Annotated in this window: 13 protein-coding genes; 8 read left to right on the top strand and 5 right to left on the bottom strand. The window is 49.2% G+C overall.

Annotated features, from left to right (window positions below):
• Positions 1-12: 12 nt before the first annotated feature.
• Both CZ379_RS22590 and CZ379_RS22585 read right to left on the bottom strand, forming a co-directional pair.
• Complete coding sequence (locus tag CZ379_RS22590) at positions 13-876, bottom strand: TIGR03943 family putative permease subunit (RefSeq protein ID WP_110933675.1); 864 nt, start codon at positions 874-876, stop codon at positions 13-15.
• Between the two features lie 33 nt (positions 877-909).
• The gene (locus CZ379_RS22585; RefSeq protein WP_110933674.1) at positions 910-2,013 is read right to left on the bottom strand and encodes a permease; all 1,104 of its coding nucleotides are present in this window, start codon (positions 2,011-2,013) and stop codon (positions 910-912) included.
• A gap of 205 nt (positions 2,014-2,218) precedes the next feature.
• Here CZ379_RS22585 and CZ379_RS22580 point away from each other — a divergent pair, with 205 nt between their 5' ends.
• The 4 genes from CZ379_RS22580 (at position 2,219) to CZ379_RS22565 (ending at position 6,340) form a co-directional block, all read left to right on the top strand.
• Complete coding sequence (locus CZ379_RS22580) at positions 2,219-3,436, top strand: GTP-binding protein (RefSeq protein ID WP_110933673.1); 1,218 nt, start codon at positions 2,219-2,221, stop codon at positions 3,434-3,436.
• Positions 3,437-3,542: 106 nt separating this feature from the next.
• Positions 3,543-4,259, top strand: a complete 717-nt coding sequence (locus CZ379_RS22575) for a metal ABC transporter ATP-binding protein (protein WP_110934517.1) — start codon at positions 3,543-3,545, stop codon at positions 4,257-4,259.
• Complete coding sequence (locus CZ379_RS22570; protein WP_110933672.1) at positions 4,196-5,014, top strand: metal ABC transporter permease; 819 nt, start codon at positions 4,196-4,198, stop codon at positions 5,012-5,014. Before CZ379_RS22575 ends, CZ379_RS22570 begins: the two co-directional genes overlap by 64 nt.
• A 30-nt stretch (positions 5,015-5,044) precedes the next feature.
• Positions 5,045-6,340, top strand: coding sequence for a metal ABC transporter solute-binding protein, Zn/Mn family (locus CZ379_RS22565; RefSeq protein WP_234404981.1), 1,296 nt, complete (start codon positions 5,045-5,047; stop codon positions 6,338-6,340).
• Positions 6,341-6,400: 60 nt separating this feature from the next.
• Here CZ379_RS22565 and speD read toward each other — a convergent pair whose 3' ends face one another.
• Positions 6,401-7,210, bottom strand: a complete 810-nt coding sequence (gene speD / locus CZ379_RS22560; protein WP_110934515.1) for an adenosylmethionine decarboxylase — start codon at positions 7,208-7,210, stop codon at positions 6,401-6,403.
• A 172-nt stretch (positions 7,211-7,382) separates the two neighbouring features.
• On the opposite strand from speD, the gene CZ379_RS22555 reads away from it, so the two are divergent.
• Complete coding sequence (locus CZ379_RS22555) at positions 7,383-7,949, top strand: GNAT family N-acetyltransferase (RefSeq protein ID WP_110933671.1); 567 nt, start codon at positions 7,383-7,385, stop codon at positions 7,947-7,949.
• 69 nt (positions 7,950-8,018) lie between these two features.
• Here CZ379_RS22555 and CZ379_RS22550 read toward each other — a convergent pair whose 3' ends face one another.
• Positions 8,019-8,612 carry a 50S ribosomal protein L25 gene (locus CZ379_RS22550; protein ID WP_110933670.1) on the bottom strand — a complete coding sequence of 198 codons (594 nt, stop codon included), beginning with the start codon at positions 8,610-8,612 and terminating at the stop codon, positions 8,019-8,021.
• Between the two features lie 401 nt (positions 8,613-9,013).
• Here CZ379_RS22550 and CZ379_RS22545 point away from each other — a divergent pair, with 401 nt between their 5' ends.
• From CZ379_RS22545 to CZ379_RS22535, 3 genes are all read left to right on the top strand, one after another.
• Positions 9,014-9,586, top strand: coding sequence for a TetR/AcrR family transcriptional regulator (locus CZ379_RS22545; RefSeq protein ID WP_110933669.1), 573 nt, complete (start codon positions 9,014-9,016; stop codon positions 9,584-9,586).
• A gap of 17 nt (positions 9,587-9,603) precedes the next feature.
• Positions 9,604-11,571, top strand: a complete 1,968-nt coding sequence (locus CZ379_RS22540) for a serine hydrolase domain-containing protein (RefSeq protein WP_110933668.1) — start codon at positions 9,604-9,606, stop codon at positions 11,569-11,571.
• Between the two features lie 88 nt (positions 11,572-11,659).
• On the top strand, positions 11,660-12,655 hold the full coding sequence (locus CZ379_RS22535) for a zinc-dependent alcohol dehydrogenase family protein (protein ID WP_110933667.1): 996 nt from the start codon (positions 11,660-11,662) through the stop codon (positions 12,653-12,655).
• An 89-nt stretch (positions 12,656-12,744) separates the two neighbouring features.
• Here CZ379_RS22535 and CZ379_RS22530 read toward each other — a convergent pair whose 3' ends face one another.
• Positions 12,745-14,805 carry a glycosyl hydrolase family 18 protein gene (locus tag CZ379_RS22530; RefSeq protein ID WP_110933666.1) on the bottom strand — a complete coding sequence of 687 codons (2,061 nt, stop codon included), beginning with the start codon at positions 14,803-14,805 and terminating at the stop codon, positions 12,745-12,747.
• Positions 14,806-14,938 lie beyond the last annotated feature (133 nt).

Raw genomic sequence — 14,938 nt, 5'->3', positions numbered from 1 at the left:
CAGTGAAGCTCGTTAATTTATGTCTGAATCCCAAGCTTCGAGCGGATGATCATTCGGATATACGTAGGGAGTGTCAGGACGAGGAATCTCGCGTAATTCCTCCGCCGAGACCGCGATAATTTCCCTGCCGTCACGGATGATTGTCTGCAGTATTCCTTGCACTTCAATCCAGGCATCCCGTTCGAACCGGAGGGAAGGCTGAGCGGAATGGACGACGACGCCAAAAGGATAGGCATCCGCCGTGCAGCATTGTACAAGAAATCTTCCAACAATAAACTCCTTTTGGTCTAGGCTGGGATCGTTATAAACGAAGCCGCTCAGTTTAACGGTTTTTCCCTTGAATTTGTCCTTAAATAGCTCGATAGCGCCTATCGTTTCAGAATAAATTTCCGGTTTAATTTCAATGACCTCGGCAGAATATAATTTCTTGGCCAGCTCAGCGAATTCCGTATTGTACTTGTCCGGAGATATGAATACGTCATTAAGATGCTCCGAGTTCAAGAGGGGAGAGGTGAGCAGCATGCCCTTTTTGTCAGCAGCCATGCTTCCCATGGCGTGATCTGGTAAAAATATGCCAAGCAGGAGTGGAAAAAGGAAGAGTGCGTAGACGGCGGTATTTTTCAATTTCGAACTAGGCGAATGGTGTTCACAGCCGCAAGCAGTGCTGTCCCTGTTAAGTAGTGCCTGGCAGGCGAGGCACAAGGACATAATGGCTAATGGAATGGCGCTATAGCGTATCCAAGGCTCCATTTTTGGAGCGATGTAATAATGAAGTGCACCATTCTTGGCTAGATGGGCGATAAACAAGGCAAAGGCGAGCAGAATAAAGCTTTTTGCTAGCTGCTGCCGCCGCTGTGCTCTTGGGGTCTCCTTCATTTCTGTAAACCTCCTTCGTTTAAGTAATGGACATTAACTTAAATAAAGCTTGCCCACGACTACCGAGCCGATAAATACGACGGTGCAGATGAGAAAAGCGAAATAAAGCACGAATTTGACGCGGAAGACGGATAAGAGCATGAGGACGTTTTTGAGATCCAGCATTGGGCCGAACACGAGAAAGGCTAACAGGGAGCCAGAAGAAAACGTATGTGTAAACGCGGAGGCTACAAAAGCGTCAGAGGTCGAGCATAGAGACAATAAAAACGCGAATCCCATCATGAAAACATAGGAACTGACTGGACCGCCGCCGATAGCGATCAGGCTTTCCCTTGGAATGAAGGATTGAATAGCGGCAGTAATGAGACAGCCCATGATCAAATATTTTCCCATATCGAATACTTCGTCAGCCGCGTGCACGAATATGGAGGTCACCCGCCTCCTTTGCTCGAAATGCCCAGTCTTGTGCTTGTGATGATGGTCAAGGCGCGTGTGATCAAGAGAATGCGTGTGTTGATAGTTTTGGCGGTGATTGTGCTGGGAAGCATGCAGGTGATTACGGTGCTGAATAGAAGAATTGGGAAGGGACTTAGCTCTAAGCGGGCTACCTTTCCAAGTGGCATAGATCATCCAGCCGATCACGGCGGCGACAAGAAATGCTAGTCCCATTCTGGCATATACCATTTCAGGATGGAGGCGGAAGGCCATATAAGTAGCGCCATATACGACAGGATTGACGATAGGGCCTGCTAGGATAAACACGGCTGCGATATATACGGGCATTCCTTTTTGAATAAGCTTGCGAATTAGCGGGATCATTCCACACTCACATACAGGAAATATTAAGCCCAACGTACAAGCGAATAAAATGCCGAAGACAGGATTTTTCGGAATCCATTTGCTTAACGTATCTTCAGAAATATAATGATGCACAAGTGAGGAGAGCAGTGCCCCGATGAGCACGAAAGGGAGTGCCTCCAGCAAAATGCCGATAAAGTTTGTCTTGAACAATTGTATGTAATTAAAGTCCATCGAAACCGAGGCCAGCAGAGGGGGAACGATAACGATGAGGCAGGCCGCTACAAAGGCGGCGGGAAGCAGAAATGGAAGCCACCGCGATGGGTTCATTTGGTTCATAGCAATCTCCTTAATATTTCATAGGTTTAGCTTAATCATAATAATTACTATTAATGAAAATCGGGGTTCAGAACATAATTTCATGATATTTAATGGGCGTGCTCGATTGACAAATGGCAGCCAGGGTATTATATTAGGGTTTGCTAATCGTAATAATTACGATTAATCGTGCTGGATCATATTGATGAACGAAGGGAGATAAGGAATGACGGATCAACAAATACCGGTTACTGTACTCTGCGGGTACTTGGGTTCCGGGAAAACTACGGTGTTAAACCACGTGCTGAACAATCGCCAGGGGCTGAAGGTTGCCGTTATTGTCAACGATATGAGCGAAATTAACATCGATGCAGGGCTAGTGGGCGCAGGAGCTAATTTATCGCGCACGGAAGAGAAGCTGGTGGAGATGTCTAATGGATGCATTTGCTGTACTTTGCGCGATGATTTGTTGCAGGAGGTGCAGAAGCTGGTGAAGGAGGGGAGATTTGATTACATACTTATCGAATCTACCGGCATAAGTGAGCCGATTCCGATTGCTCAGACATTCACCTATGAGGATACGGAGACAGGAATAGATCTTCGCAGCCTGGCTAGGCTTGATTGCCTGGTGACCGTCGTGGATGCATATCGTTTCTGGCATGATTTCTCTTGTGGAGAGACGCTGCTGGAGCGGGGCGAGGCCAGCGGGGAAGGGGATACGCGAGATGTCGTAGATCTGTTAATCGACCAAATCGAGACCTGTAATGTACTGCTGTTGAATAAATGCGACTTAGTCTTAAACGAGGAACTGGATGAGCTGGAGGGCGTATTGCGGAAGCTGCAGCCGACCGCCAAAATCATTAGAACGCAGAATGGCAGCATTGATCCTAAAGAAATATTGAATACGGGTATGTTTGATTTCGAACGGGTGAGCACATCCGCCGGCTGGATTAAGGAGCTGCAGCAAGAAAGCCATACCCCTGAAACCGAAGAATATGGCATCAGCTCCTTCGTATATCGTAGAGCTAGGCCATTCCATCCTGAGCGGCTGGCTGGGTTTATGGGCGATTGGCCTGAGGAGGTCGTACGGGCAAAAGGATTAGTCTGGATCGCGGCAAAGGCGGATTTGGCGGCGAGCTTAAGTCAGGCTGGATCATCGATTCAGTTTGGGCCTGCCGGGCGGTGGCTGGCTTCCTTTTCCGAGGAGGAGCAGCAGGAGGTCTTTCGCAGCGAGCCGGAGATTTTACGGCGATGGGATGAAGTATGGGGGGATCGGCTCAACGAAATTGTCTTTATTGGCATTGATATGAACCGTCCGAAAGTAGAGAAATGGCTGGATCGTTGTCTTTTGACGGAAGAAGAGATGAACTTGGATTGGGCTGTCTTTCATAACCCGCTTCCTTGGATCAATGAGGAGGAATACCTGGCCGCCAGCATGGACTAGGTAGAGATCGAAAAATACGTTTTATTGCGAAGCCAGATAGGAAAATTGCATGGTCGTAGTGTTGTTTTTATTAATCGTAATTATTACGTATAAAGAAGGGGATAGAATGATTTTATCTTCCATGCGAAATGTCGTGTTCGGCTACGGGGATACCCCTGTGCTGAGCGGTATTTCTCTGGATATTTACAAAGGAGAGTTTGTCGGAATTACCGGGCCTAATGGAGCTGCTAAGACAACGATGCTGAAACTGCTGCTCGGCTTGCTTAAGCCGTGGAGCGGGACAGTGCGAATCTATGCCGAAGCGTTAGAGGGTCAAAGCTTGAATATCGGCTATGTACCGCAGAACGTGGCTTCTTTCAATAGCGGCTTTCCCAGCCGGGTGCTGGAATTGGTCAGGTCGGGCTGCTATTCTCGGCTAGGGCTGTTCAAGCGATTTACGGCGGAGCAGCACGATATCGTCGAGCAGAGCTTAAAGCGGGTGGGCATGTGGGAGTACCGGCAGAGTAAAGTCGGGGAGCTTTCGGGAGGGCAAAAGCAGCGAATATGTATCGCCAGAGCTTTGGCGGGACAGCCTAACGTGCTTATTCTGGATGAGCCTACGGCGGGAATGGATCAACAGGCAAGAATGGGCTTCTACCACCTTATGCGCCACTATGTATCCGAACACGGGATGACAGTGATTATGGTTACGCATGGACTAGAGGAGTCAGGCCAATATTTGGATCGCATTATTTCGCTGGAACAGCAGGAGAGCGAGGGATGGCAATGTTTGAGTACGAATTCATGCAGCGTGCGTTTTGGGCCGGAGCTTTCCTTGGAATAATCGCTCCCGTTCTAGGCGTCTATTTGATGCTCAGGCGTCAGGCGCTGATGGCAGATACGCTGTCGCATGTTTCTTTGGCGGGAGTAGCACTTGGTTCCATTCTTGGGCTACATCCAGTCATTACGGGTATCGCTGCCGCTGTGTTAGGCGGAGTACTTGTGGATGGACTAAGACGGGCTTATCGAACATACAGCGAAGTGCCTGTAGCGATTGTTATGACCTCTGGACTTGCCCTTGCCATTGTTCTTATGAGTCTGCAGAGCAATTTAAGCAAAAGCTTCAGCTCCTATTTGTTCGGGTCGATCGTAGCGGTGAATAATACGGGATTGTGGTGGATCGGCGGAGTAACATTAGCCGGCGTAGCCTATTTTTTTGTGTTGCGAAGATCGCTCTATAATATGACCTTCGATGAAGAAACGGCGCAAATCGGCGGTTTGCAAGTAAAATGGTTATCCTTTTCATTTGCCGTGTTAACGGGGATGACGGTAGCGGCGGCGATGCCGATCGTCGGCGTTCTGCTCGTATCGGCGCTTATGGTTCTGCCAGCCTCTCTCGCGCTCCGAGTAGCCAGCGGGTTCGCGATGGCTTTGCTGGTTTCGGTCTTGGTCGGATGGGTGGGGATTTTCAGCGGCTTGACTATTTCTTATTACGTTAGTATTCCGCCGGGCGGAACGATCTCGCTAATGCTGTTGTTTTTGCTATTATCAGCCATGCTTGCGCAAAAGTTAAGGAGATGGCGGGCCAAATCTAAATAAGATTGAAAATATTGAAGGAGAGTGGAGTCTGTGAATAAATCAGGAAGCAGAGCAAGGAATACAAGGAAAAGGATAGGGAGTAAAGGAATCGCTGCCGCCTCATTGCTGCTTGCCATTATGATGGTGATATCGGCTTGCGGGGCAAAGGGGAATTCCGGTTCTAACGGTGCTGAAAAATCGGAAGCTGTATCGTCGGGCGTTCGTACCTCCGGTTCGGAGAACAAACTGAACATTCAGGTAAGCTTCTATCCCATGTATGAATTTACGAGACAGGTTGCCGGAGATTTGGCTGAGGTGGAAATGCTCGTCCCGAGTGGCGTTGAGCCGCATGATTGGGAGCCTGCGCCGCGGGATATTGCAAAATTGGAGGATGCCGATGTATTCATCTATAATGGCGCTGGCATGGAGGGCTGGGTTGAGCAGGTTCTATCTGCTGTCAGTAGTGACAAGCTCATCACAATCGAAGCCAGTCATGGACTCGATATCATTGAAGAAATGGAAGCACATGATCACCATGATGACGGAGAGCATGGGCATGCTGAAGGTGAGGCACACGATCATACGCATGATCACGCCGATGGTCAAGGACACAATCATGCGCATGAGCATGCAGGGGACGGCGATGGTCACGAACACGATCATACGCATGATCACGCCGATGGTCAAGGACACAATCATGCGCATGAGCATGCAGGGGACGGCGATGGTCACGAACACGATCATACGCAGGATCACGCCCATGGTCAAGGACACAATCATGCGCATGCAGAGGACAGCGACGGCCATAATCACAGCCATGGCGGGCTGGATCCGCATGTATGGCTCTCTCCGGCTTTGGCGATTAAGGAAGTCCGCAATATTGAAGCTGGCCTTTCCCAGGCCGCCCCAGAGCATATAGAACAGTTTAATCAGCATGCGGATGCATATGTCGCCAAGCTGGAGGCATTGGATCAGGAATTCAGAGACACATTGACTACGGCTAAACGCAAGGATTTTATTACGCAGCATGCAGCATTCGGGTACTTGGCGAGAGAATACGGACTTAGACAGGTGCCGATCGCAGGGCTGTCGCCGGATCTGGAACCGTCAGCGGCAAAAATGGCGGAGATCGTCAAATTTGCACGTGAAAATAAGGTGAAGACTATTTTCTTTGAGACTCTGGTATCCTCCAAAGTAGCTGAAACGATCTCGAAAGAAATCGGCGCCAAGGCTGCTGTGCTTCACACTCTCGAAGGGGTGACGGAGGAAGACTTGAACAATAATATGGACTATATCGCCATCATGCGCCAAAATTTGGCGGCACTACAGACAGCACTTAATGAGTAGGATAGGGAACGCCAGCGAATTGATCAGCAATGACAGTAATTGACTAGCCCTAATTAGCCACTAGGATGAGATATTTCTGCCATAGAAAATCTCATCCATTTCGGTTTTGAGCCGATCGGTGATTTCAGCTTGCTCCTCTTTGCTCAATTTGTCCTTCGTGTAGCCGAACAGATAATTGTTCAAATCAAACTTTTTTAGCTTGCATTTTGTATGGAAAATATGCTCTTGATATACGTTTACGTCAATCATATGGTACGCATCGATGACCTCATCGGGGATATAATTTTGGATGGAGCTGATCTCGTGGTCAATAAACAGCTTTTGCCCGTTAATGTCCCGTGTGAACCCGCGAACCCGATAATCGATTGTCATGATGTCCGTGTCAAAGGAGTGGATTAAGTAATTGAGCGCCTTGAGGGGGGAAATCTCGCCGCAAGTCGAGACATCGATATCCGCCCGAAACGTGCTGATTCCTTCATTCGGATGATATTCAGGATATGTGTGGACGGTAATATGGCTTTTGTCGAGCTGCAATACTACGTTGTCCGGCAAAGGACCGGGCGACTCCTCAAAAGATTCCGTAGGCACTTCTACGACGGGCCCCTCGGATACAAGGACGGTTACGCTCGCTCCCTGCGGAACATAGTCCTGTTTCGCCACATTGAGTACATGAGCCCCGATAATGTCGGAAACGGCCATCAGAATCTGGGTGAGCCTTTCGGAATTGTACTGCTCGTCGATATATTCAATATAGGCTTGACGCTCTTCTTTTGTTTTGGTGTAGCAAATGTCGTACATATTGAAGCTTAAAGATTTCGTCAAATTGTTGAATTCATGCAATTCTATTCGCTGCTCGGGTGTCAGTTTCATAGTATCCTCCATTTTAATAAAATATGCTGATGCTTTAATTATCTTTATACCCATTCTTCCTCATCCCTAACGATCGAAGGAAAACTCCCAGCTTGACCAAAACCTTTTGCCGATCAATTGCCCAAAGATTATAATTGGATGGAGGTACTTTAATTGGAAAAGGGGAGATCCAATGAAGCTTTACGATATTTTTGACTCATTTCCGGTGCTGGAATCCAGCGAACTGATCATGAAGAAGATCGAGCTCAGTCATCTTGATGAGGTATATTCCATTTATAGCAACGACAACGTGTTCGAATATTGCGGAATTATTCCCAAGCATAATAAAGAGACGGTGAAATCGATGATCGGACATTTCGAACGGGATTTTACGAAGCGTACCCGGGTTAAATGGGGTATTTTCCGAAGACAGGATGACACCAAATTGGTAGGTATTTTGGAGGCCTTTGATTTCAATCAGAAGGTGAACATGGTAACTATCGGATACTTTTTGTCAGAGTCATATTGGGGACAAGGGATCGCCACACAAGCGGTTCAGAGGTTAGTTAGATTTCTTTTTGAAATCGCTCACGTAAACCGAATCCAGGCGGATGTGATGCCATCCAATGAATCCTCGAAGAAGGTGCTGCTCAAGAACGGCTTCAAAAAGGAAGGCGTCCTGCGGCAAGCGCATCTATGGTCCGGCAAAGGCGTAATTGATCTTGAGATATACGGTATCCTGAAAGGGGAATATTCTTAATACATTATAATAAAATAACAGCACGCTCAGCATAACGCTGGGCGCGCTGTTATCACTTGCCAATCTATGTTATTCTTCCGCTGATTCTTCCTCAGTCTCGAGATCTTCCGCTTGAATTCTCGGAGTAACTACCGAAACCAGGAGCTCGTTATCTGAAGACAGTAACGTTACTTCAGGAGGAAGCTCAATATTTCCAACTAGAAGTGAATCGCCAATTTCCAGTTCACTAATATCAACAGTGATGGATGATGGTAAATTTTGAGGCAATGCTTCGACCTCGATGAATGTGCTCTGCGTTTGTACAATGCCGCCCAGCTTCGTACCTTTAGGGGTACCAACGTAATCAAGCGTTATTCTCGTACGAACAAGTTCATCTGTTCTGACGCGCAGGAAGTCTACATGAATATACTCACGTGTGACCGCATCCCGCTGTAATCCTTCGAGCAGTACAGGGACTTTCTTAGAGTCTCCTACTTGAACCTCCAATAGTCCCGATCCCCCGCCTCTAACCCAGCGTTGAAACTCAAGCGATGAAATATGAATCATATCACTTTCCTTGTTCAATCCCATAACTACGCCTGGAAGACGCCCTTCATTGCGTAGACGCTTAAGACCCGACTTATTCAATGGTGATCTTTGTTCCGCTACAAAACATGCTCTCATCACAAAACACTCCTTATATTTCAACAATAATATTTGTGCTCCCAAAATCTCTATCCGTCAGTGAACATTGATTTCGCCCCCTGCTCGGGGGATATAAAGAGCACCATGACATCACCGCCTTGGTTACATTAAATGTTAATAGATGCGTATATACATGAAGGCATCTCGCTCCGGCGGAGCGAAATGCCTAGTTATTTTACGATAGCATAAACCCGGTGGTATGTCGACAACTGTTAGCTGTAATTCATCAAATTGTCTCAACTTCCAGTATTATACTCCCTATTAAGAAGATTATCGTTTTTTTAAAGGAAAATATTGACGTTTACCATCATCTGCGTTTAATATATCAAGTGATATGTATCGTGTGTTATACATGGTGGCGAAAGGAGAGTGAGCAGGCCATGCCGCCTCAAACGAAATTTTCCAAAGAAGAAATTATTCAGGCTGCCTTTGAAATTGCCAAGGTGGAAGGGCTGGATCAAATCACCATTAGAAAAGTAGCCAACCGGCTGGGCAGCTCCATTGCTCCAATCTATGTCAATTTTACAAGCGTGGAAGAGCTCATTCAGGCCGTCATCGGTAAAATTTCCGAGCTTAGCAGGGAAATACTGCGGGAACAGGACACGGGCAATCCCTTTCATGACATTGGCGTAGCCAGCTTGCGGTTTGCTAAAGAATACAGTGTGCTGTTCAGGGATCTGGTGATGAAGAGAAACGATCACATGAAGGATTCAGATCAAGATATGGCTACGCTCCTCGTCGAGCAGATGAGGGGAGATTCTGATCTAGCCGGCTTCACAGACGAGGAATTAAGACTTATTTTATTAAAAATGAAAATATTCCAATTAGGACTGTCGGTCATGATCGCAAACGGATTGCTTCCCGATTCCTTCAGCGAAGAGCAGGCCATTGCGATGCTGGACAGTGCTGCTGCTGATGTGATTGCAGGCGCTCGCTTGCGACAAGGATTTTGATTTCAGGGAGGTTCGATATGCGGAGGCTGTGGACTTTTGTTCCTTTATTCAGTTTATTGCTTGGCATGGTGCTGTTTCCCGGCAGGGCTGTTCAGGCTGGCGATCAGGAGAGTAAGGCAAATTTTGCAGATACAGATGTAGAAGCTTTTATCGATCAAGAAATGAAAATACAAATGGAACGATTCAACATCCCGAACGCCGCTGTAGCCGTCGTGGCCGATGGAAGCGTTGTTGTCAGCAAAGGTTACGGATATGCGGATTTGCAGGAGCAAACTCCCGTTGATCCAGAGCGTACGCTTTTTCGGATAGGTTCAACCTCGAAGCTATTCACATGGATCGCCGTCATGCAGCTTGTGGAACAGGGGCAGCTGGATCTGGAAGCGGATATCCGTACATACTTGGATTTTCAAATTCCCGGCCAGCTCCATCATGCCTCATCCCAAGAGCAGCTTGCGCCTATCACATTAACTCATCTGATGACGCATACCGCCGGATTCGAGGATTATCCAGACACTATTTTCAGGCTGGAAGAGCAGCAAAAGCTTCCCCTTGCCGATTATTTGCAGGCCTATATGCCGAAGCGGGCATTCCCACCAGGAGAGGTAGCGGCCTATTCCAACTACGGCACAGCTCTGGCCGGGTACATTGTTGAGAGAGTATCGGGTCAGCCCTTCGCGGACTATATCGAACAGCATATTTTTTCCCCGCTGGGGATGAAACATAGCAGCTTTCGCCAACCGCTCCCGGCACAATTGCAGCCCGATATGGCTCGGGCCTATCGCTTTGTTCAAGAAGAATACAAGGAGGGGCGATTTGAATATGTGCCGGAGCCCGCTGGCGGCATGAGCAGCTCGGCCTCCGATATGTCCCGGTTTATGCTGGCCTATCTGCAAGGGGGACGTGGTCAGGCAGGGCGGATACTTGCCGACGAAACGATTCGCACCATGCAGAATCAGCAGTTTACCCAACATCCGCTGCTGAGCGGGACTGCATTTGGTTTTATAGAGGGCAGCTTCAACGGGGAGAGAACGCTTTTTCATGGCGGAAGCACCATGCTGTTTGATACGGGGCTGTATTTAATTCCCGAGCACGAGGTGGGATTATTTGTCTCCTTCAGCGGGGGCAGTTACCTTGCGCATACCGGGCTTTTTCAAGCCTTTATGGATCAATACTATCCGACAGCCGCAACGCATGATCCAAGTCTCACGCCTCCCGAAGGTACGATGGAGCGCTCCCGTCAATATGTCGGGGAATACCAGCAGAACCGCCGCAGCTTTACGACCTCGGAGCGATTTCTGAGCTTGACGATGGGTCTCATTCATGTGCAGTTGGATAAAGAGGGCTATTTGATTGTGAACCATGCAGGAGAAGCCAATCGCTTTGTGGAAATAGAACCCGGCATCTACCGCAATCTCAGGGAGCACCGGACTCAGGATTATTATGGCGCCTTCAAGACGATCGTGTTTGGCACCGACCCCATGGGGAATACGATGCTGATGTCCGACGGCCCGATGACTTATTCAAAAGCTCCTTGGTATGGCACGAGTTCCTTTACATTTCTGACCTTGATTGCCGCTCTACTATTTATTATCATTTCCCTTATATTTTGGATGCTTCGAGCGATATATCGCCAGATGAGACGTTCCCGTATTCAGCAGCCTAGATGGGCCAATGCGGGAGTAGGAGCAGCGATTGGTTTCGGCGTGCTGACTGCCGCCAGCCTGGTCGGAGTCGCCCTGAACGGCCAAATTGACCCGGTATACGGTCTGCCAAATGCCGCGCTTGGCATTTTACCTTCGTGGAATCCTGTGCTGGATGTGCTTCCATGGCTTATGATCGTAATCGGGGCAGCTTTGATTATTTTCACTTTATTTGCTTTGTGGAAGAGATATTGGAAAATTTCCGGGCGTATTCACTATACTCTGTTTACTGCCTCGGCCTGGATCGTGTTATTGCTGTTTATGTACTGGCAGCTCATTTCATAATAAATTTACATTTAATGAATGATAGTATATTTCGGATGACGTAGAAGTGAACAACCGCGGCAGGATAAAGCGGGACAGGGGCGTTAGCGTGAATAACCAATATATCACTTTTCACAAATTTGGAAGTCCTAGCGATGTCCTAAAGGTCGAGCATAGGAGCATTGCCGATCCAGAGCGCGGGGAGGTGCTTGTGCGAATGTTGGCACGACCTATTAATCCATCCGATCTCATTCCAATTCGGGGAGCTTATTCGCATCGAATTGCGCTGCCTAGCATTCCCGGTTATGAAGGCGTTGGTATCGTTGAGGCTGTAGGGGATGACGTCGCTGAAGAGTTGATCGGGCAGCGCGTGTTGCCCTTGCGAGGGGAAGGCACATGGCAGCGATTCGTCAAGGCGCCGGCGTCATGGGCTGTGCCGCTCCCGGATTCCGTCGCGGATGATACCGCGGCACAGCTATATATTAACCCGGTTACCGCCTGGGTGATTTGTCGCAGTGTATTGGGGCTGAAGCCCGGAGACACTCTTGTTGTCAACGCTTGCGGCTCATCGCTTGGCCGGATCTTTGCGCAGCTATGCAAGCATTTCGGCTTACGACTCATCGCCGTGACGAGGAATGATCGGCACGCGAAGGAGCTGCTTCAGCTCGGGGCAGCTTCTGTGATCAATACGAGGGATACTGCTCTGCTGCCAGCCCTAATGGAGCTGACCGGCGGCCTTGGTGCGAACGCAGCCGTCGATATGGTCGGGGGAGAGCTTGGCACGAAGCTGGCTTGCTGCGTACGCGCAACTGGCATTTTCGTAACGTTGGGGCTATTGTCGGGGGTTCCTTTGGATTGGGCTGAAATAAAGCGCAAAACGAATGCAAGGGCGACCATGTTCCATCTTCGGCATTGGAATGAGACGGTCAGCGTCCAAGGCTGGCAGGGAACCTTCCGGGAACTGATCTCCTTAGTGCAAGCGAAGAAGCTGTTGTTGCCGCCGCCGCGGTCGCGCTTTGAACTGTCAAAGATAAGCGAGGCCGTGCGTGCAGCTGAAGGCAATGAAGGCAATGAAGGCAATCAAGGGAAATGCTTTCTTATGTAATATTGAAATGATAGTTTGATAGATAAAAAAAAGCAGCAGCCCAAGAGATCACCTCTTTGGCTGCTGCTTTGGTCTGCTTTTCTTCTATTCTACAGCAATCCCCATAATGCAGGGACGTTGGCTGGTTCCCACCCTGGCAGGGATGTATGGGGCTGGATGCAATAGTACGTTTTGCCTCCGTAGGTAACCTGATCGTTCACCTTGTAGCTGACATTGGGCGCCCAAGGATCCGCGCTTCCGCTGCCTGCTTCGGTCGTCTCCGTCACCGATGCACTATCCGATACATTGCCCGCCGCATCACGGGCTGACACGGTGAACGTATACGTTGTATTTGGGACAAGTCCGCTGATCGTAGCGCTCGTTTCCGAAACGTTCACTTCATTCGAGCCATAACTAACCGTGTAGCCTGTTACCCCAACATTATCGGTAGACGCGATCCAAGATAGGCTAATGCTCGACGAAGTTTTTTCAGTCACTTGAAGATTCTCCGGCGCTGTCGGCGGCGTTGTGTCGCTTGAGGCCGGATCCGTCGTTGCGGAGAGCGGGCTGCTAGGAGCGGATACATTGCCCGCCGCATCCCGTGCTTTCACCGTCAAGGTATAAGCCGTATTCGGTGTAAGCCCGCCGATCGTAGTGCTTGTTCCCGAGACGTTCACCTCGTTGGAGCCATAGCTGACCGTATAGCCAGTAACGCCCACGTTATCGGTAGAGGCGGTCCATGAAAGGCTTATGCTTGACGATGTTTTCCCAGTCACTTGAAGGTTCGTCGGCACCGTTGGCGGCGTAGTATCCGTGCCTCCCGAACCGGTGGACAAATCACTCGCCAGCTTGTTCAAAAGCGTCTTGTTTCGATCGCCGCTGAACTCCCAGAACATGGCTCCGCCTAAGCCCTTGCTCTTGATGAAGTCGGTTTTGTGACCAAAGGATTCGACATCATCATACGAAATATAAATACGGCTTGAGGGGTTGTACAGGTACGGCACCTTGGCCGTGTCGTTCCAATATCGGGTATATCCGTTCTTGTTGATATAGTTCGCTTCCAGGTCGCTAAAATCGAAGAGGCCGGCTTCCCATGTTCCGTTCGACACTCCTGAGCAGCTTTGGTACTGACCGTTGCCGCTGGAGCCGCAGTTGGCCCAGCCGCGGCCATAGAACGGCATGCCCAGTACGATTTTGCTGGCCGGAACGCCTGCGTCCAAGTGGCCTTGAACACCAGCTGCTGTGTTAAATGAAGCAGCATTAGGCACTCCTGCGGCAGCAGCAGCAGGATCATAATAGAGAGGGGCGTTATGCGCGCTGACCGTTTGCCAGCCGCCATTGAAGTCGTAGCCCATGATGTTGATCCAGTCAACAATCGAGGCGATGTTGCCGAGTTCGGTGTTTTGCGCAAATGAAGGGCCGGCACCCGAGGCGATCGTCAGCAGGTAGGTTTTGCCGTCTTGTGCGCCTGCGGCGTCAAGCTTTTCGCGGATTTTTTGCAGCAGCAGCGTAAAATTCTGCTTGTCCGCGGGGCTGACGCTATTGCCGGCCAAGCCGCCGCTAACCGGGTATTCCCAGTCCAGGTCAACGCCATCAAATTGATATTTGCGCAGGAAATCGACCGCCGAATTGGCGAAATTCTCGCGGGTCTGAGCGCTTGCAGCTACATCGGAGAAGCGGTTCGACCAGCTCCAGCCGCCGACGGAAATAATCGTCTTCAGGCTCGGATTTTGTTGCTTCAGCTTAATAAGCTGTCCAAGATTTCCTTTTATCGGTTTATCCCATGTGTCGCCAGGGAATGATTTTTGGACATCGATCCAGGGATCGCCCAGCACAATCGTGCCGTTCGGAACGTTGATCGTTCCGACCTCGTCCTGACAGGTCCACGTAACCGGGTTTGGCCCGGTAGGGTCTGGGTTTCCGTGTCTTCCATTCCAGCAAATATCCGCAAACGCATAGTTGATATGCGTTACTTTGCTGGCATCCATGTCCGTGACGTTATAGTTCCTGCCATAAGCCCCCCAAGATGGAAAATACCCGATGATTTTGTAATCCGAAGCCGCTTCCGCTTTTTGCCCTCCATAGGCCAGGAAGGAAAACATGGATAGAATCAGGGCAAGTGCCAACAGGACAATACTACCTTTTGAAATTGATTGTTTACGCAGTGTCATTACTTAAATCCACCTCTTTCTCATAGTTTTTTAGTGCATATACCATGCAAAACGGCAAATCTATGAGTCTATCACCTCCTTCACAAAGTGATCAGCAAATCATCCAAATATAGGTGTCAATGGGGGGGGGGGG

It is taken from the genome of Paenibacillus bouchesdurhonensis, assembly GCF_900155685.1.
Lineage (GTDB): Bacteria > Bacillota > Bacilli > Paenibacillales > Paenibacillaceae > Fontibacillus > Fontibacillus bouchesdurhonensis.
This window is presented reverse-complemented; position numbering and strand designations above follow the sequence as displayed.